General features: G+C 56.8%; 17 protein-coding genes. 9 read left to right on the forward strand and 8 right to left on the reverse strand.

From position 1 onward, the window contains the following. Positions 1 to 7 precede the first annotated feature (7 nt). On the reverse strand, positions 8 to 721 hold the full coding sequence (locus AC1DQM_RS14515) for a UTRA domain-containing protein (RefSeq protein ID WP_007940851.1): 714 nt from the start codon (positions 719 to 721) through the stop codon (positions 8 to 10). Positions 722 to 1072: 351 nt separating this feature from the next. On the opposite strand from AC1DQM_RS14515, the gene AC1DQM_RS14520 reads away from it, so the two are divergent. The 6 genes from AC1DQM_RS14520 to AC1DQM_RS14545 all read left to right on the forward strand — a co-directional run bounded on the left by AC1DQM_RS14520 (position 1073) and on the right by AC1DQM_RS14545 (position 6479). Further along, positions 1073 to 2140: an ABC transporter substrate-binding protein gene (locus AC1DQM_RS14520; RefSeq protein WP_018925177.1), complete on the forward strand. Its 1068-nt coding sequence runs from the start codon at positions 1073 to 1075 to the stop codon at positions 2138 to 2140. 229 nt (positions 2141 to 2369) lie between these two features. Beyond that, entirely contained in the window at positions 2370 to 3176 is an 807-nt protein-coding gene (locus AC1DQM_RS14525) for an alkaline phosphatase family protein (protein WP_018925176.1), read from the forward strand. Positions 3177 to 3181: 5 nt separating this feature from the next. Then, positions 3182 to 4018: an ABC transporter permease gene (locus tag AC1DQM_RS14530; RefSeq protein ID WP_167331172.1), complete on the forward strand. Its 837-nt coding sequence runs from the start codon at positions 3182 to 3184 to the stop codon at positions 4016 to 4018. Continuing rightward, positions 4005 to 4805 (forward strand): ABC transporter permease, encoded by an 801-nt coding sequence (locus AC1DQM_RS14535; protein ID WP_064619278.1) that lies wholly within the window; start codon positions 4005 to 4007, stop codon positions 4803 to 4805. Before AC1DQM_RS14530 ends, AC1DQM_RS14535 begins: the two co-directional genes overlap by 14 nt. Next, positions 4802 to 5791, forward strand: coding sequence for an ABC transporter ATP-binding protein (locus AC1DQM_RS14540; RefSeq protein ID WP_007936172.1), 990 nt, complete (start codon positions 4802 to 4804; stop codon positions 5789 to 5791). The genes AC1DQM_RS14535 and AC1DQM_RS14540 overlap by 4 nt, the downstream gene beginning before the upstream one ends. Before the next feature lie 34 nt (positions 5792 to 5825). Next, positions 5826 to 6479, forward strand: coding sequence for an HAD family hydrolase (locus AC1DQM_RS14545; RefSeq protein WP_007936171.1), 654 nt, complete (start codon positions 5826 to 5828; stop codon positions 6477 to 6479). Positions 6480 to 6646: 167 nt separating this feature from the next. On the opposite strand, the gene AC1DQM_RS14550 is transcribed toward AC1DQM_RS14545, so the two are convergent. Further along, on the reverse strand, positions 6647 to 7609 hold the full coding sequence (locus AC1DQM_RS14550) for a zinc-binding dehydrogenase (protein WP_019579685.1): 963 nt from the start codon (positions 7607 to 7609) through the stop codon (positions 6647 to 6649). A gap of 140 nt (positions 7610 to 7749) precedes the next feature. On the opposite strand from AC1DQM_RS14550, the gene AC1DQM_RS14555 reads away from it, so the two are divergent. Together AC1DQM_RS14555 and AC1DQM_RS14560 are read left to right on the forward strand one after the other, a co-directional pair. Further along, positions 7750 to 9831, forward strand: a complete 2082-nt coding sequence (locus AC1DQM_RS14555) for a carboxy terminal-processing peptidase (protein WP_167331168.1) — start codon at positions 7750 to 7752, stop codon at positions 9829 to 9831. A gap of 134 nt (positions 9832 to 9965) precedes the next feature. Then, a complete protein-coding gene (locus tag AC1DQM_RS14560) occupies positions 9966 to 11756 on the forward strand; it encodes a bifunctional diguanylate cyclase/phosphodiesterase (RefSeq protein WP_477746399.1) in 1791 nt (596 codons plus the stop codon). Between the two features lie 357 nt (positions 11757 to 12113). Here the strand turns inward: AC1DQM_RS14560 and AC1DQM_RS14565 are convergent, their stop codons facing one another. Beyond that, positions 12114 to 12437 carry a hypothetical protein gene (locus AC1DQM_RS14565; RefSeq protein ID WP_477746400.1) on the reverse strand — a complete coding sequence of 108 codons (324 nt, stop codon included), beginning with the start codon at positions 12435 to 12437 and terminating at the stop codon, positions 12114 to 12116. Positions 12438 to 13071: 634 nt separating this feature from the next. On the opposite strand from AC1DQM_RS14565, the gene AC1DQM_RS14570 reads away from it, so the two are divergent. Further along, positions 13072 to 14874 carry a hypothetical protein gene (locus tag AC1DQM_RS14570; protein ID WP_477746401.1) on the forward strand — a complete coding sequence of 601 codons (1803 nt, stop codon included), beginning with the start codon at positions 13072 to 13074 and terminating at the stop codon, positions 14872 to 14874. Positions 14875 to 15056: 182 nt separating this feature from the next. On the opposite strand, the gene AC1DQM_RS14575 is transcribed toward AC1DQM_RS14570, so the two are convergent. From AC1DQM_RS14575 to AC1DQM_RS14595, 5 genes are all read right to left on the reverse strand, one after another. Further along, positions 15057 to 16151 (reverse strand): hypothetical protein, encoded by a 1095-nt coding sequence (locus AC1DQM_RS14575; protein WP_477746402.1) that lies wholly within the window; start codon positions 16149 to 16151, stop codon positions 15057 to 15059. 259 nt (positions 16152 to 16410) lie between these two features. Then, the gene (locus tag AC1DQM_RS14580; RefSeq protein ID WP_477746403.1) at positions 16411 to 16818 is read right to left on the reverse strand and encodes an SEL1-like repeat protein; all 408 of its coding nucleotides are present in this window, start codon (positions 16816 to 16818) and stop codon (positions 16411 to 16413) included. Continuing rightward, complete coding sequence (locus AC1DQM_RS14585; RefSeq protein WP_007898892.1) at positions 16819 to 17190, reverse strand: hypothetical protein; 372 nt, start codon at positions 17188 to 17190, stop codon at positions 16819 to 16821. Continuing rightward, complete coding sequence (locus AC1DQM_RS14590) at positions 17187 to 17528, reverse strand: helix-turn-helix domain-containing protein (protein WP_026286335.1); 342 nt, start codon at positions 17526 to 17528, stop codon at positions 17187 to 17189. Before AC1DQM_RS14590 ends, AC1DQM_RS14585 begins: the two co-directional genes overlap by 4 nt. 113 nt (positions 17529 to 17641) lie before the next feature. Next, entirely contained in the window at positions 17642 to 18097 is a 456-nt protein-coding gene (locus AC1DQM_RS14595; RefSeq protein ID WP_028940036.1) for a YkvA family protein, read from the reverse strand. Positions 18098 to 18200: the final 103 nt, after the last annotated feature.

The raw sequence follows: 18200 nt of genomic DNA on the forward strand, positions 1-18200 counted from the left end.
TGCAGGTTCAGACCACATCCACCCCGACATGAATCGCATCATGGCGCCAAAACTCCAGGTCACAATCGATCAGCCGCTGGTGCTGATCGTAGTTGACCCGGGCAATCCGCAACCCCGGGCTGCCCACCGACACCCGTAAAGCCGCCGCCGCGTCCACCGACAGCGCTGTCGGCACAATCTCGAAGCGCACCCGCCCGTAGTGCAAGTCGTAATGCCGCGCATACAGTTCGGTCATCGACTGATTCAGATCGAAATCCAGGATCCCCGGAAAATACTGCGGGTTCAGGTAGTGCTCCACATACAGCACCAATCGCCCGTCAATCCGTCGCGAGCGGCAGATCTGGATCACGCTCGACAGCGCCGGCAACTGGAGCCAGGCACACACCGCCGCTGACGCCGGTTGCAAACGCGCGGAAATCACCTCGGTGGACGGCACCCGCCCCTGGGCGCTGACCATCGCGTGAAAGTGGCTGCGTTGCATCAGGTTATAAGCCAGCCGTGGTGGCGACACGAACCAGCCGCGCCGCTCCTCGCGATAAATCTGGCCCTGGGCCTCCAACTGCAACAACGCCTCACGCACGGTAATCCGCGTGGTACCGAACAACTCACTGAGCTTGCGCTCGGCCGGCAACTTGCTCCCGGGCGCCAACAGCCCGTGGTCGAGCTGTTCTTGCAGAACCTGCCCGATCGCTGTCACCGCTTTGGTTGTCTCGATGCGCATCAACGTTACCTATCTGGACTAGACCAGCACTGATTCAGGGCAGAACCGCGATTGAAACCGGGCTCCATCAATTGCCTGCAAGCCTAGGCACTGCAGATGACTGACAGATGACAAAGCCGCCGAACGGTTGCTTCAGACACCTGCAATTTCATGGCCAAGTCCCTTTCATATCAGCCCTTTAGCCATGGTCTACGCTTATCTCGCACCCCGCGTATCCGAGCGCAGGAAATTCAGGCCGACCGGTCGTCGACATCAAAATGTCATCCAGGACGCCTAAATTGGCTCAGGTATTGCTGACCTAGACCAACACAACCGCAATCGCAGCGTTGAAAACGCCCAAAGGAGCTTCGGATGAAACAGTTTTTCCTGGCATCACTGTTAGGCTCGACCATTGCCCTGTGCACTGCCGCCATGGCGGCGGACACCGATCTGAAAACACTCGAAGCCGCTGCGAAAGCGGAAGGCGCCGTCAACAGCGTCGGCATGCCCGATGACTGGGCCAACTGGAAAGGCACCTGGGAAGACCTGGCCAAGAAATACGGCCTGAAACACATCGACACCGACATGAGCTCGGCCCAGGAAATCGCCAAGTTCGCTGCCGAAAAAGACAACGCCACAGCCGACATCGGCGACGTCGGTGCCGCCTTCGGTCCGATCGCGGTCAAGCAAGGCGTGGTGCAACCTTACAAGCCGAGTACTTGGGCACAGGTTCCGGATTGGGCCAAGGACAAGGACGGTAACTGGGCGCTGGCTTACACCGGCTCCATCGCGTTCATCATCAATAAAAAGCTGCTGCACGGTTCCGAAGCACCGACCAAATGGGCCGACCTCAAGAGCGGCAAGTACAAAGTCTCCATCGGTGACGTGAGCACCGCAGCCCAGGCTGCCAACGGCGTACTGGCCGCCGCCCTCGCCAATGGCGGTGACGAGAAAAACATTCAGCCAGCCCTGTTGCTGTTCGCAGACATCGCCAAGCAAGGCCGCCTGTCCATGGCCAACCCGACGATTGCCACCATGGAAAAGGGTGAAATCGAAGTCGGTGTGGTCTGGGACTTCAACGGCCTGAGCTACAAGGCCAAGATGGCCAATCCGGATGACTACACCGTGCTGATTCCATCCGATGGCTCGGTGATTTCCGGCTACACCACCATCATCAACAAATACGCCAAGCACCCGAACGCCGCCAAACTGGCCCGCGAATACATCTTCAGCGACGCTGGCCAGATCAACCTGGCAAAAGGCAACGCCCGTCCAATTCGCGCCGAGCATTTGACTCTGCCGGAAGAGGTCAAGGCCAAGCTGCTGCCTAACGAACAGTACAAAAAGGTCACGCCGATCAAAGACGCCGACGCGTGGGAAAAGACCTCCAAGTCGCTGCCGCAGAAGTGGCAGGAAGAAGTCATCATCAATATGCCGTAAACCTGTAGATCCCCATTTGGAACTCCGATGGAGATCCAAATGGGGAAGCGGGCCTGTGGCGAGGGGGCTTGCCCCCGTTCGAGTGCGCAGCGCTCGTAGATACTGGGTCCGCTGCGCGGCCCAACGGGGCGATGCGGCGGTCCGACAAGCCCCCTCGCCACACAAGCCCGCTCCCACAAGGGATTTGTTGCGTACTTGAATCATCTGTTTTTGCGGAGTCCCACCCCCCATGAAGCACAACGTCATCCTTGTCGTGCTCGACGGCCTCAATTACGAAGTCGCGCGCCACGCCATGGGGCATCTGCAGGCTTACGTTGGCGCAGGACGCGCGGCGCTCTACAAACTGGAATGTGCACTGCCGGCTCTGTCCCGACCACTTTACGAATGCATCCTGACCGGCGTTGCGCCGATCGACAGCGGCATTGTTCACAACAACGTCTCACGCCTGTCCAACCAGCGCAGCATCTACCATTACGCCACCGACGCCGGCCTGAAAACCGCCGCCGCGGCCTATCACTGGGTCAGCGAGTTGTATAACCGTTCGCCGTTCGTGGCTGCCCGGGACCGTCACACCGACGACCCGAAACTGCCGATCCAGCACGGTCACTTCTACTGGAACGACCACTACCCGGACTCGCACCTGTTCGCCGACGCGGAAAACCTGCGCCTGCGCCACGCGCCGAACTTTCTGTTGGTCCACCCCATGAACATCGACGACGCTGGGCACAAGCACGGCCTCGACACCCCGCAATACCGCAACAGCGCCCGCTCGGCGGACGTCATCCTCGCCGACTACCTGCAAGGCTGGCTCGATGCCGGATATCAGGTGCTGGTGACCGCCGACCACGGCATGAACAACGACCGCTCGCACAACGGCCTGCTGCCTGAAGAACGCGAAGTGCCGCTGTTCGTCCTCGGCGACGCCTTCAGCTTCAACCAAGGCGCTGCACCGAAACAAACCGAACTGTGCGGCACCGTCTGCGAACTGCTGGGCGTGCCCCACGACAAACCTGTGTGCCGGGAGCTGCTCAAGTGAATGCCATGACCCGCGGTAAATGGCTGGCCGCTCTGTGCCTGGTGCCCTTCGCGATTTTCTTCTTCGTGTTCGAGATCGCCCCGCTGCTCTGGGTGATGATCAACAGCCTGCAATCGGAAGAGTTCGGTTGGGGCCTGGCCAACTTCAGCAAAATCTTCAATTCGAAGTTCTATTTGCAGGCGATCCAGTACAGCCTCGAGATCAGTTTCTGGTCCAGCGTATTCGGCATCGTCATTGCCGTGCTCGGCGCCTACTCCCTGCGCCGGGTCGACTCGAAACTGCGCAACTTCGTGAATGCCTTCGCCAACATGACCAGCAACTTCGCCGGTGTGCCCTTGGCCTTCGCGTTCATCATCTTGCTGGGGTTCAACGGCACCTTCACCATCATGCTGAAACAGGCCGGAATCATTCAGGATTTCAACCTGTACTCGAAAACCGGGCTGATCATTCTCTACACCTACTTCCAGATTCCCCTGGGCGTGCTGTTGCTCTACCCGGCCTTCGATGCCCTGCGCGAAGACTGGCGTGAGTCCGCCGCCTTGCTCGGCGCCAACGGCTGGCAATTCTGGCGACACATCGGTCTGCCGGTGCTGACCCCGGCGCTGCTGGGCACGTTCGTGATTCTGCTGGCCAACGCCTTGGGCGCCTACGCCACGGTCTACGCGCTGACCACCGGCAACTTCAACGTGTTGCCGATCCGCATCGCGGCCATGGTGTCCGGCGACATATCCCTCGACCCGAACCTCGCCAGCGCCTTGGCCGTGGTGCTGGTGGCGTTGATGACCCTGGTGACCATCGTGCATCAGTTGCTGTTGAAGAGGAGCTACCATGTCTCGCGCTGAACTGGGGCCCGTCGGTATCTACCACCGGGTCATCGTGTATTTGCTGTTTGCCATTCTGTTGTTGCCGCTGCTCGGAACCTTGATCTACTCGATCGCCAGCAGTTGGTCGGCGACGATTATGCCCAGCGGCTTTACCTTCAAGTGGTACATCCAGCTATGGAGCGATCCGCGCTTTCTCGATGCATTCGGTCAGTCGTTGCTGGTTTGTATCGGCTCGCTGATTCTGTCGGTGGTGCTGATCCTGCCACTGCTGTTCGTGGTGCATTACCACTTCCCGAAGCTCGACGCGCTGATGAACATCCTGATCCTGCTGCCCTTCGCGGTGCCGCCGGTGGTGTCGTCGGTGGGGCTGTTGCAGCTCTACGGTTCGGGGCCGTTCGCGATGGTGGGTACGCCGTGGATTCTGATCGGTTGCTACTTCACCGTGGCGCTGCCGTTCATGTACCGGGCGATCACCAACAACCTGCAAGCGATCAACCTGCGCGACCTGATGGACGCCGCGCAATTGCTCGGCGCCAGCACTTGGCAAGCTGCCTTCCTGGTGGTGTTGCCGAACCTGCGCAAGGGGCTGATGGTCGCGTTGCTGCTGTCCTTCTCGTTCCTGTTCGGTGAGTTCGTGTTCGCCAACATCCTCGTCGGCACCCGCTACGAAACCCTGCAGGTCTACCTCAACAACATGCGCAACAGCAGCGGCCACTTCACCAGCGCGCTGGTGATTTCCTACTTCTTCTTTGTGCTGGTTCTGACCTGGGTGGCCAATATCTTGAACAAGGACAAAAGCGAATGAGCTATGTAAGCGTCCAACATCTTCAGAAAGATTACTCAGGCACCACCGTCTTCAGCGACATCAACTGCGAAATCAGGAAAGGCGAATTCGTCACCCTGCTCGGCCCGTCCGGTTGCGGCAAGTCCACGCTGCTGCGTTGCATCGCCGGCCTGACCTCGGTGGACGGTGGCCAGATTCTGCTGGAAGGTCACGACCTCGTCCCACTGAGCCCGCAGAAACGCGGAATCGGCATGGTGTTCCAAAGTTATGCGCTGTTCCCGAACATGACCGTGGAGCAGAACGTCGCCTTCGGTTTACGCATGCAGAAGGTCAACGCCGACGACAGCCAAAAACGCGTCGCCGAAGTGCTGAGACTGGTAGAGCTCAATGACTTCGCCGCCCGCTACCCGCATCAGCTGTCCGGTGGCCAGTGCCAGCGTGTCGCTCTCGCTCGTTCGTTGGTGACCCGACCTCGCCTGTTGTTGCTGGATGAGCCGCTGTCGGCGCTCGATGCGCGGATTCGCAAGCACTTGCGCGAACAGATCCGTCAGATCCAGCGCGAACTCGGCCTGACCACGATCTTCGTCACGCACGATCAGGAAGAAGCCCTGACCATGTCTGACCGAATCTTCCTGATGAATCAGGGAAAGATCGTACAGAGTGGCGATGCCGAAACCCTCTACACCGCGCCCGTCGACGTGTTCGCCGCAGGCTTCATCGGCAACTACAACCTGCTGGACGCCGACAGCGCCAGCAAACTGCTGCAACGGCCGATCACCCACCGCATCGCGATCCGCCCGGAGGCCATCGAGCTGAGCCTGAACGGCGAACTCGACGCGCAGGTACGCAGCCACAGCCTGTTGGGCAACGTGATTCGCTACCGAGTCGAAGCCCGGGGGGTGGAATTGGTGGTGGATGTGCTGAACCGCTCGGCGTCCGATCTGCATCCCGATGGTCAGCGCCTGGCACTTTCCATCGATCCGACAGCCCTGTGTGAGGTAGCCTGATGACCTTGCTGATGTTGAAGAGAGAACCGTACTGATGGCCCTGGCAATTTTTGATCTGGACGAAACCCTGATCCACGGCGACTGCGCCTCGCTATGGAGCGAACAGATGGCCCGCCTCGGCTGGGTCGATGGCGAATCCTTCCTGCGTCGTGACAAGGAATTGATGGATGCCTACGGCAGGGGCCACTTGGCGATGGAAGACTACATGGCCTTCAGCCTGGAGCCGTTGATCGGTCGCACGCCGCAAGAGCTCGAACACTTGGTAGCGCCCTGGGTGGAAGACTTTATCGAGCCGATCATCTTCAGCGACGCCACCAAAACCATCGCCGCCCACCGCAAGGCCGGCGACCGGATTCTGGTGATCTCGGCCTCGGGCACGCATTTGGTCAAGCCGATTGCCGACCGTCTGGGCATCGACGAAATTCTCGGCATCGAGCTGGAAGTGGCGCACGGGGTGTACAGCGGCAACACGGTGGGCACCCTGACCTACCGCGAAGGCAAGATCACCCGCTTGCTGGAATGGCTGGACGCCGAAGAGGAAAACCTTGAAGGCGCGAGTTTCTATTCCGATTCACGCAACGATCTGCCGCTGCTGCTGAAGGTGGATTTCCCGCATGTGGTGAATCCGGATCCAGTGTTGCTCGAACACGCCGAAAAAGCCGGCTGGCCGATCCATATCTGGAAGTAATCCGGGTCCCCTGTGGCGAGGGAGCTTGCTCCCGCTGGGCCGCGAAGCGGCCCTGAAATCAGTCACTGTGGCTAGCCAGGTAAAACCGGTTTTCAGGTTTTGCGGCTGCTTCGCAACCGAGCGGGAGCAAGCTCCCTCGCCACAAAGGCACTCACAGGTTCATGTTGTCAGCTCAGGCTGTCGTCAATCACCAGCACCAGCTTGCCCGACACCTGATTGGTCGCCAGCTCCGCAAACGCCGCTTCGGCGTCCTCGATCGCAAACGTCCTGGCCAGTTGCGGGCTCAAACGCCCTTCGGCAAACAACGGCCAGACGTGCTGGCTGAGATCGCTGAACAAATCGGCCTTGAACTGCTCGTCGCGATTGCGCAGGGTCGAACCCAGCAGTTGCACGCGCTTGGCCAGCACCTGCGCCAGATCCAGTTGCGCTTCACGACCGCCCATCAAACCGATCAACACCCAACGGCCATCGCGAGCCAGCAGCTTGAGGTTCAATGCCGCGTAGTTGCCACCCACCGGATCCAGGATCACATCGAACGGCCCCAGATCGTTCAAACGCTCCAGATCCTTGTTGCGCACTACGCCACCCTGGGCACCCAGCGCTTCGCAGTAGGCCAGACGATCCTCGGAGCCGACGCTGACCCAGCACGGGTTACCAAACGCCTTGCACAGCTGAATGGCAGCTGAACCGATTCCACTTGCTCCGGCATGCAGGAGAACTTTCTCACCCGGTTTGAGCGAAGCCAATTGAAACAAATTCAGCCAAACGGTCGCATACACTTCCGGCAACGCCGCGGCCTCGGCCAGGGACAAACCTTCGGGAACCGGCAACACATGCCGTCCGTCGACAACTACCTCTTCGGCCATCCCACCCCCGGCCAGCAAGGCGCAAACCCGATCTCCGACCTGCCAGGACGAGCCCGGGCCGACCTCGCTGATCACCCCCGAACACTCAAGACCCAGTGCTTGACTGGCTCCCGGCGGTGGCGGATACAGGCCCGCTTTCTGCAACAAATCGGCTCGATTGAGTCCCGCTGCCGCCACTCGGATACGAACTTGTCCTACATCGCACGTAGGACTCGGCTCCTCAACCCACTCCACTCGCCCCTCAACGCCTTGCAATGCTTTCACAGTGCCTCCATAGTGAGTCTGGACTGAGCCCGAAGCTATAGCGCCGGGCTTTCTTGCATTATGCGACCGGCCCTTGTGGGAACCGGCGACTTCAAAGACGGCCTAATATGCGTGATCAATTGTCCCCGCGTCGAATCAGCATGAAGCATTTTTTCCCCAGCACCGCCCTCGCTCTTGTCATTGGTCTCGGTCTCTTGCCGATGTCGAGCAATTCGTTCGCAGCCAACAGCTGGGACAAGCTTCAGCCCGATCGCGACGAAGTCATCGCCAGTCTGAACGTCGTCGAATTGCTCAAGCGTCACCATTACAGCAAGCCGCCGCTCGACGATGCGCGCTCCGCGATCATCTACGACAGCTACCTCAAGCTGCTGGATCCATCGCGCAGCTACTTCATGGCCAGTGACATTGCCGAATTCGACAAATGGAAAACCCAGTTTGACGACTTCCTCAAGAGCGGCGACCTGAACGCCGGGTTCACCATCTACAAGCGCTATCTGGATCGCGTCAAGGCGCGTCTGGACTTTGCCCTTGCCGAGCTGAACAAGGGCGTCGACAAGATCGACTTCACCACCAAGGAAACCTTGCTGGTCGACCGCAAGGATGCCCCTTGGCTCAAGACCACCGCCGAGCTCGACGACCTGTGGCGCAAGCGCGTCAAGGACGAAGTGCTGCGGATGAAGATCTCCGGCAAAGAGCCAAAGCAGATTCAGGAAACCCTGACCAAGCGTTACAAGAATCAGCTGGTGCGTCTGGACCAGACCCGCGCGGAAGATATCTTCCAGGCGTACATCAACACCTTCGCCATGTCGTACGACCCGCATACCAACTATCTGTCGCCGGATAACGCGGAGAACTTCGACATCAACATGAGCCTGTCCCTGGAGGGCATTGGCGCCGTGTTGCAGAGCGATAACGACCAGGTCAAAGTCGTGCGCCTGGTGCCTGCCGGCCCGGCCGACAAGACCAAGCAGGTCGCTCCGGCCGACAAGATCATCGGCGTGGCCCAGGGCAACAAAGAGATGGTCGACGTGGTCGGCTGGCGCCTGGACGAAGTGGTCAAACTGATTCGTGGGCCGAAAGGCACCGTGGTGCGCCTGGAAGTGATTCCGGCCAGCAATGCGCCGAATGACCAGACCAGCAAGATCGTGCCGATCACCCGCGAAGCGGTGAAGCTTGAAGATCAGGCGGTGAAGAAGTCGATCCTCAGCCTCAAGCAGGATGGCAAGGACTACAAGCTCGGCGTCATCGAGATCCCGGCCTTCTACCTGGACTTCAAGGCCTTCCGTGCCGGCGATCCGGACTACAAGAGCACCACCCGCGACGTCAAGAAGCTGCTGACCGAGCTGCAGAAAGACAAGGTCGACGGCGTGGTCATCGACCTGCGCAACAACGGCGGCGGCTCCTTGCAGGAAGCCACCGAGCTGACCAGCCTGTTCATCGACAAAGGTCCGACCGTACTGGTGCGTAACGCTGACGGCCGGGTCGATGTGCTGGAAGATGAAAACCCGGGCGCGTTCTACAAAGGCCCGATGGCGCTGCTGGTCAACCGTTTGTCCGCCTCGGCGTCGGAGATCTTCGCCGGTGCGATGCAGGACTACCACCGTGCACTGATCATCGGCGGCCAGACCTTCGGCAAAGGCACCGTGCAAACCATTCAGCCGCTGAACCATGGCGAACTGAAACTGACCCTGGCCAAGTTCTACCGGGTTTCCGGTCAGAGCACCCAGCATCAGGGCGTACTGCCGGACATCGATTACCCGTCGATCATCGACACCAAGGAAATCGGCGAAAGCGCCCTGCCGGAAGCCATGCCGTGGGACACCATCCGTGCGGCCATCAAGCCGGCGGTCGACCCGTTCAAACCGTACATCACGCAGCTCAAGTCCGAGCATGATATGCGTTCGGCAAAAGACGCGGAGTTCGTGTTCATCCGCGACAAACTGGCCCTGGCCCAGAAGCTGATGGCCGAAAAAACCGTCAGCCTCAATGAAGCCGACCGTCGCGCACAACACGCCGATATCGAAGCCAAGCAACTGGCCATGGAAAACATCCGTCGCAAGGCCAAGGGTGAAGAGCCGCTCAAAGAGCTGAAGAAAGAAGACGAAGATGCCATCGCGGCCGAGCCAGACAAGACCAAGCCAGAAGACGACGCCTACCTGAGCGAGACCGGGCGGATTCTGCTGGATTACTTGAAACTCAACACCGCGGTCGCCAAGCACTAAGTGCTTACAATCAGGATGATGGCAATTTAGTGCTGATGCTCCCCGGAGTGTCATCAAATAGACATCATTCTGTCGTGAAATAAAGGACTGGGAGCTTTGCGCTCCCAGTCCTTTTTTTATCGCCAGAGATCGCCATGACCACAACCGAACAGCTGAGTGCCTTGAGCTCAATACTGACTCAAAGCGGTTTGCACAGCCTGTTCCAGCCGATCATTTCTCTCTCCGAACGACAAATCATCGGCTACGAAGCCCTCAGCCGTGGCCCCTCCAACAGCCCGCTGCACTCCCCCATTGCCCTGTTCGCGGTCGCTCGCCAGGCCGGTCGCCTCAGCGAACTGGAAATCGCTTGCCGCCAAAGCGCTTGCCGACGCTTCAATGAACAGCAACTGCCCGGCAAACTGTTCCTCAATGTGTCCCCGGAATCCCTGCTCGAAGCCGCCCACCAACCCGGACGCACCCTGCAACTGCTGCAGGATTTCGGCATACCGCCGAGCCAGGTGGTGATCGAACTCACCGAACAGACCCCGACCGACGATTTCCAGTTGCTGCAAACCGCCCTGCATCACTATCGGGCGATGGGTTTTTCGATTGCGCTGGATGATCTGGGTGCGGGTTATTCAAGCTTGCGGCTGTGGTCTGAATTGCGCCCGGATTACGTCAAGATCGATCGACACTTTATCGACGGCATTCATCAGGACGCGCTCAAACGTGAATTCGTCGGCTCGATCCTGCAGATCGCCAAGGCTTCGCGGGCAAAAGTGATCGCCGAAGGCATCGAATTGCCAGAAGAACTCGCCGTGCTGACCGAAATGGGCGTCGATCTTGTGCAAGGCTATCTGCTCTGCCGGCCCCAGGAGCATCCGCCCCGCGATGCCCGAACCTTGATGCCCAAACCAACCAGCGCCGCAGCGATGCTGAACGAGGACGCCAGTGACCTCAGCGCCCTGCTCAACAACCAACCGGCGATGGCCAGCGATACCCCGACCGCCACCGTACTGGAAGCCTTCCGCCGCCAGGCCAACCTGAACTCCCTGGCAGTGCTCGACAAGCAAGGCCGGCCGTGCGGCATCGTTCACCGTCATTCGCTCTCGGACGCCCTGCTCAAGCCGTTTGCCACCGACCTGTTCGCCCGCAAACCCATCAGCCGCTTGATGAGCGACGACTTCCTCGCCGTGGAACTGAGCCAGTCGCTGCAACAGGTCAGCCGCCTGATCACCAGCCGCGCCCGCCAGCGCATCGAAGAAGACTTCATCATCACCCTCAACGGCGGCTATCTGGGCCTGGGCCGAGTGATCGACGTGCTCAAACTGATTACCGAACTGAAAATCCAGCAAGCCCGCTACGCCAACCCGCTGACCCTGCTGCCAGGCAACGTGCCGATCCAGCAATGCCTGACACGCCTGCTACAACAGGAACGGGAGTCGGTGATCTGCTACGTGGACATCGACAGCTTCAAACCCTTCAACGACATCTACGGCTACGGTCGCGGGGACGAAGTCCTACTGTGCCTGGCGCAATGCCTGAACGACCGCGTCGACCCATCCCGCGACTTCGTCGGCCATATCGGCGGTGACGACTTCCTGCTGGTGCTCGGCCCGGAAGACTGGCGCAAACGCCTGAACCAACTGCTGGACGACTTCCACAGCCAATGCCGACGCTTCTACCGCAGCGAACACCTGGAAGCCGGCTGCTTCATCGCCCCCAACCGCCAGGGCGTACGCCAGGAGTTTCCGCTGCTGTCCCTGTCCATCGGCGTAGTGCATCTGCATCCACAGGCCTGCGGACAGCTCGATGCGAGCCAACTGGCGGAAATGGCCTCACAGGCCAAACACCACGCGAAGAATGTGCCGGGGTATAGCGTGCATGTGATTGATAGCCTGGCGGTGCCAGTCGGCGAAGAGACACTGATCTCAGGCCGGCGGTGATCACCAAAAAAATCGCAGCCTTCGGCAGCGCCCACAGGCGCGCAGGAGCTGCCAAAGGTTGCGATCTTTTGATCTTGCTCTTGTGTGGCGAGGGAGCTTGCTCCCGCTGGGCTGCGCAGCAGCCCCAACCACCACAACTCCCACCCTGTGGCGAGGGGGCTTGCCCCCGTTGGGCTGCGGAGCGGCCCCAACCACCACAACTCCCACCCTGTGGCGAGGGGGCTTGCCCCCGTTGGGCTGCGGAGCGGCCCCAAAACCTGCATTCCGGATTTGTCAGGTACACCGCGGGGCCTGGTTTGGCGACCGCTTCGCAGTCGAACGGGGGCAAGCCCCCTCGCCACAAAAAGCCGCTAGACGCTACTCCGAAGACCGAGCCCGCAACCGCCGCCCAATCACATCCAGCACATCACAGCCATCGCGCAGTGGAATGGCACAGAGCAAGGCAAAGTCGCTGAGGATCATCGAATCGCACTCGACTGAGCCACGCATGGACAGGTTCTCAAGCACTTGGGTGACGGCGCGAATTCGGTAGCTGGCGGCTTCGGTCAGAATATCCAGCGGCGCATGGGTGTCGACAAACAGGGTGGGCATGTCGGTGCAGTTGCTGGTCAACGCCATGAAGCGGTTTTTGGGGTGGGGAATTGGTTTTTCGTAGGGTGGATCAGGATGAAGATTTTTCATTTTTAAACCTCTGGTAGAAGTGGAGCTACCATCGGCCGTCCTACAGGCTTGGGTGGCAGCTATACGCGGGGTAGGAATATCGAGACCAGAGAACTCGACCACACCGAAGCGTGCCCGCGCACAGCCGCCGCTACTGATATTACGGGCGCATGGTAACAGCCGCAAATCAGGTGTCGACGCCAAAGCGTTTCTCATGGTCTGGAGGGTTCCTACACCCTGCCACTGAATGTGCAGTGACCACCAAAGGCTATCGGTTGAATTCCTTTCGCACCAGTTCACGAAAACCGCCACAACTTGAAGGAAACTTCCGAAGACCTTGCCCAGAAATTTCGCTCAAAAAAGGCAAACGTGGCGGAAGGCTTCGCTGAAGCCTGGCTTGATTTTCTCCACTGTGGGTTAGCCGGTTTCGAGCCATAGCTGCTGGTGGCGACAGGCAGCAATCGGCAAAACGCAGTTAGTCCATCATTCTCAAAGATTTGGTAGTGCCTCGGCCTCGCGAAATTCTATGGTGCGTCCAAAAACCAGCTACATTTTATTTGTAGCGCCGCAGGTGGTACTGATTGCTTTCCCTAATGAGTTTATATGTGACCCTATTTTTCCGTTCATAGGTAACAGAGCTTAAAAGGAAGAAGGAATGTCCGCAAATACCAGCGAAGCGATAAATGGTGTTTATGACGAAGCAAAGAGCTTTCTAATAATTGGTCTCACGGGACGCACAGGTTCAGGTTGCTCCACTGCGGCTAGTAAGTTGGGTGCTTCGAGTTTCGATTTTCCAGCCGATGGCTATGAAGGCTTAACAGAAAACGAACTTAAAAAGCATAAAATAATACATAAATACTTAAAAGGAGACGAATGGACCCCATTTTACAAGCTCGAGGCACGCTCGATAATTACATATCATCTATTGTTGCTGGATAAAGAGTCATTTATATCATACCTGACAAGTGTTGCGGGCGCAGATATTCGTCAAGAAAAGGCAACTGAAAGCTATAACAACCTGAATTGTGTACGAGAAGAGCTACTTCGGCTTCACTCGTTCAATGGAAAAGTTGAGACGGGCGAAATTGCGTCGTGGATGGAGTTGTACTTCTCAGCACTACCCTCTGTGACCGAGAGATTAAAAAACAACTTGGGAGGAGCTACCTTCACCAAGCTCTATCAAGAGTCGGGAGACAACATCAGATCATCGGGATTTGCAAATAGTAATCTTTTTGATGCCGATAAATTATTCAACTTCCCCAAGCATTTGAATTTTTTAATTAAGCTTGTTCGCAAGTTTACAAAAGCAAAAGGAGCGCCATGCAGAATTGTTATAGATGCAATTAGAAATCCGTACGAGGCATTCTTTCTGAAAAGAAGGTATGCGAATTTCTACCTAATGTCGATAAATACATCAAACACCAAGAGACTGAACAGTCTACATGAGTACAGAAAGCTATCAATAAAAGAAGTACATGATCTCGATAACAAAGAGTATCCTGGGAAAATTTCCGGAACTAGTAAATTTATTGCACAAAATATTCAAGCTTGCATCGAGATCGCTGATATCCACATTCACAACTCAAAAACAAGTGAGTTTAATCAGAATGATCTTGTGAGTCAGTTAGCATGGTATCTAGCACTTATGATGCATCCAGGCTTAGTAATGCCTACATCGGTTGAAAACTGTATGCAAATAGCGTACACAGTTAAGCAAAGCTCAGGCTGTATATCGCGACAGGTTGGGGCTGTAGTAACTGATGATAGTTACAGTGTGAAATGTGTAGGTTGGAATAGTACTCCTCAAGGACAAACCCCATGCTTGCTGAGAAGCGCTGAAGACTTGCTAAGCGGAGTTAATATTTTTGATTATAGTGAGTACGAGAAAAACGACAATGTATTCCGCAAAGCATTAAGTGATAAGTATTTTGACTTGATAAAGTCTGGCGCTACTCAAAAGCGAAACATTCCATTCTGTTTCAAATCTATACAAAATGAAATTGAGGGAGAAAAAAATCAGGTCCATACTAGGTCGTTGCATGCGGAAGAGAATGCTTTTTTACAAATAGCGAAAAATGGTGGACAAAAACTTCTTGGCGGCATTCTGTTTACGACTGCCAGCCCCTGTGAGCTTTGTGCGAAAAAAGCTTATCAACTAGGCATTGTGAAAATCATATATATCGATCCCTATCCGGGTATCGCTACTGACCATATTCTTTCTGTTGGTGCAAATAAACCAGCGCTCGAGTTATTTCGAGGCGCGGTTGGGCGTGCTTTTTATCAGTTATACCAACCTTTGATGCCTTACAAAGATGAACTGGAGTTACTCTACGCTATTCCCTTGTATCATAATCCTGAGAGCCCATCAAAAAGCTTTCTAAAGCAGGAGAATAAAAAATTGCTCGCTGAAATCGATGCACTAAGAGATGAATTGCGCAAAATAAAAGAAATTGAATAACGGCAACTAACGCCCCAAAGCGGACGCTAACACCATAGGTTGTCCGGCACCGTGGCTCGCAGAAGGGAGGGTACCAAAGCTGGTCATGAAAATGCCGAAGGCATGGCCAGCTTTGGCGTTCGCGTTGAATCGACAGTTGGGCGAGGAACGGAAGCACGGTGTTGCAATTGCGCTTAACCGCGCTACGTTCCTCGGATGCTCTTGATGAGGTTAGCAAGTTGCTCAGCGCCATCAAAGGTGGAGGGGATGCCTTCGCTTTCTGAGACAAGGCTGCTGAAGACAACGGCCTCGAACTTCGCGAGAGCGCTCGGGTCATCTTTCTTTATCTTCATCGAGTACTCCGCATAGCTTTGTACGAACTGGCACAAAGCTATTCGCAGGTCGAGCTGAAGAACTTGTGCTTTGACGGATCGGAATTGCGCGAGGACAACGCGAAAGAAGTAGATGAGGATCACTTCGATCGCGAGAATCGTTGGAAGTGTATACAGCAGTAGCCCTTTTTTCGACTCTATGGCGTCTACGTGAGAAACTACGTAAGAAATCTGAAAGGTTGGTGGCGCGATCATCGCTAGTGCAAGCACAATCAGCGACCAGAATGCAACTCTACGTTCAATGAGCTTTGTGGCTGCCAACTGGCGAAACCCATCAACAAGACCAACGAAGTTGTAGGACGAGGTTGTGTCTTTTAGTCCCTGCTTAATGGCCTCGACATGTAGTCGTCGCTCGTCGAGTTCGGAGTCCCAGTCCACTTTGAGCTTCGACGCCGCTTCGACTGTTTGCGAGAATTTTCGAAACTCGGCGATAGCAGGATCGTTCAGGAGTTTCTTCGCTACTTGAATTGGCATCGAGTATCTTGCGAATGTGATCTGTTGCCGGTCGTTCCCGGTGAACAGTTCAAGGTTTTCATCAACGAAGTTTCCGATCCGCCGGACTTCAATGCTTGGTTCTGCAGGCTGCACAAACTCTAGCTCGCACAAGAAGCGGAAAGCTGACGTGAAAGCTGAGGTAATCGCCTCAGATCTCTTGTCGTCGGCAAGATTTGGAAACTCTCGAACCTCTCGCATGAACTGATCACCGATCCACTCGATGTTCGAAGTGCAATACTCATCAAATCGAGCCGCGTTTGAAATCATCAGCTCGATGATCTGCAGCAGCGATTTCGCGACCTGAGAGGAATCAGATGCTGCTGCGAAACTTCTGAGTGTTCGGGAATAGAGTCGAAGTGACTCCAGGTTTTCTGGTGCGGCGAAGAATGGTGTGTGGGAAGGGGTTGTCATGGGAGTTGATGATACCTAACGATTTAGCTAACAGACTCGCAAAGTCGTAGCTTTTACGAGTCCAATGAATGAAGTGAACGGTGTCGAACGCGCAGCTAAAAGCTATATAAAAATTACCCAGTAAGTCGTCAATGGTTCGAAAAGAGACATATTTTTCCCGCTCTAAAGTCCCCTTCTGACCGAAAGCAGCTCGCCATAGAGTTTATAATTGACCATCAATTAGCCCCCCCACAACACTTGCTCATCGAAGAACATCAAATCACGGCTCAGTCTCGCCACTCGCCAACCCTTTCAACTTAAGCTCAGCCAACGGATGCCCGGCCTTCAAGGCAATACGCCAAAACCGCGCCGCTTCCACCGGATCCGGTGCCTTGCTCGGCGTCCCCGCGAGGCAGATCACGCCCACCTGATACGCCGCCTTGCCATCCCCCGCCAACGCGGCCAGGCGCAGTAATCGTACGCCTTCCTCGCGAGCCCCAAGACCGACCCCGCGAAAGGTCAGGATGTGGCCGTAGAAGCTCTGGGCGCCGACATCGCCCAGGTTGGCCATGCGCGCGAACTGGCCCTCGAGCCAGCGCCAGCCGCGCGGTTGGCGCACAAACCACGACCAGTGGAATAAGCGCCGGGCCAGCCAGTAACCGGCCCGCGCCTTGAGTCGTAGAAACACTCAGGCTTCCGCCGACTCGGGGTATTCGTATTCGAACACCCGCACCACTTCCGAGGCATGCCAGGACGCGGCAGCCACGCCGTCGGACGGTCCGGAGAAGCGCCCGAGGCGCTCGACACATTCGAAGAAGCCGGTGCGCGGCAAACGACTGGCGCCCTGGCTGATCACCAGCGAGCTGCGCAGTGGCTGCTCGGCCCTGGCGTCCAGCGCGGCCAGGTGTTCAAGGGCGGCGGTCAGGGTTTGCATGGCGGGCGTGGGTAGCTGCAATCGCTCCAGCAATGCCCGATAAGTCAGAAGATGGCGCTGACGGCGCGCCTGATCCAGTTCCCCCAGCAATCCATCCCAATGTTGACGACTGATGCGTACGCTCACGATTCATCCCTCCATCCTGGCACCGTCAACTCCCAGGCGAGGCTGCGGCGAATAGCAGCGTCGGGTTGACGCTCACCGCTTTCGATCAAGGCGAGATATGACGGGCTGATGCCTACCGTGCGGGCAAGCGCCTCAATGGCGATGCCCTTCCCTTCGCGCAAACTGCGTAGTTGATCCAGACCCGGAAGAGTCTGGTCTGATGTGGCCGCGGGACGCACTGTGGCTTCGCGCGGTGGTTGTTCGTTGATGCCTGCTGCTTTCAGTAGAGCCTGATACTGAGCCCATGGCAGAACCGCATATTCTGGTTCGCCTTCGCGTGTAATTATCTGAATATCCATGACTACCCCGTAGGACAACGACACGTAGCGAGTCGGCACTTTTCCTTAGAAGTGTAATCCTAACAGCGGCCAAGGTCGCGGGGGGGTATGAATATGGATGATCCTGAATCGGTTCAGTTTTTTTTCGGGCCCTGAAGTTGCAGTTGTTCCGGGGTATCGGGCAGGCGTTCAACCACTGCGAGTTTTTCCGGCGCCTGACGCTTGCGCCAGGCGCGGAAGGCGTTGAGTTCGTCATCGAGGACTTTCATCAGCCATGCCAGGACGGCAATGTCGTCGAGCATGCCGAACACCGGGATGAAATCCGGGATCGCATCCACCGGGCTCAGGAAATACATCAGGCCGGCCACCACCGAAACCATCGCTTTCGGGCTGATGGCTCGGTACTCGCCACGCCAGTAGGCCAGGCAGAGTGCCTGTAACAAGCGCAGATCGTCTTTAAGTTTGCCCAGACGATTACCTTGGCTCGCGCCTTTGCTGGCAACCGCGAACAGCAGGGTCGGCAAACGACCACGGGCGAGCAGGCGCCCGGCCATTGGCAGGAAGCGGGCGAAATTCCAGGGCATTTTCATCTTTTCCTCCCACTGAAATGTTATCCACACAAATTGTGGATAACCTTGTGAACAGAGCTGCATTTCACCGCTGGAAGCCCCGTTTCACAAGGGTCTTGCTCAG

It is taken from the genome of Pseudomonas sp. 01L34 (assembly GCF_056400265.1).

Coding starts and splice junctions, on each gene's coding strand:
- AC1DQM_RS14515 (WP_007940851.1), bottom strand. CDS start 721: ATGCGCATCGAGACAACCAAAGCGGTGACAGCGATCGGGCAGGTTCTG.
- AC1DQM_RS14520 (WP_018925177.1), top strand. CDS start 1,073: ATGAAACAGTTTTTCCTGGCATCACTGTTAGGCTCGACCATTGCCCTG.
- AC1DQM_RS14525 (WP_018925176.1), top strand. CDS start 2,370: ATGAAGCACAACGTCATCCTTGTCGTGCTCGACGGCCTCAATTACGAA.
- AC1DQM_RS14530 (WP_167331172.1), top strand. CDS start 3,182: ATGACCCGCGGTAAATGGCTGGCCGCTCTGTGCCTGGTGCCCTTCGCG.
- AC1DQM_RS14535 (WP_064619278.1), top strand. CDS start 4,005: ATGTCTCGCGCTGAACTGGGGCCCGTCGGTATCTACCACCGGGTCATC.
- AC1DQM_RS14540 (WP_007936172.1), top strand. CDS start 4,802: ATGAGCTATGTAAGCGTCCAACATCTTCAGAAAGATTACTCAGGCACC.
- AC1DQM_RS14545 (WP_007936171.1), top strand. CDS start 5,826: ATGGCCCTGGCAATTTTTGATCTGGACGAAACCCTGATCCACGGCGAC.
- AC1DQM_RS14555 (WP_167331168.1), top strand. CDS start 7,750: ATGAAGCATTTTTTCCCCAGCACCGCCCTCGCTCTTGTCATTGGTCTC.
- AC1DQM_RS14560 (WP_477746399.1), top strand. CDS start 9,966: ATGACCACAACCGAACAGCTGAGTGCCTTGAGCTCAATACTGACTCAA.
- AC1DQM_RS14565 (WP_477746400.1), bottom strand. CDS start 12,437: ATGAAAAATCTTCATCCTGATCCACCCTACGAAAAACCAATTCCCCAC.
- AC1DQM_RS14570 (WP_477746401.1), top strand. CDS start 13,072: ATGTCCGCAAATACCAGCGAAGCGATAAATGGTGTTTATGACGAAGCA.
- AC1DQM_RS14575 (WP_477746402.1), bottom strand. CDS start 16,151: ATGACAACCCCTTCCCACACACCATTCTTCGCCGCACCAGAAAACCTG.
- AC1DQM_RS14590 (WP_026286335.1), bottom strand. CDS start 17,528: ATGGATATTCAGATAATTACACGCGAAGGCGAACCAGAATATGCGGTT.
- AC1DQM_RS14595 (WP_028940036.1), bottom strand. CDS start 18,097: ATGAAAATGCCCTGGAATTTCGCCCGCTTCCTGCCAATGGCCGGGCGC.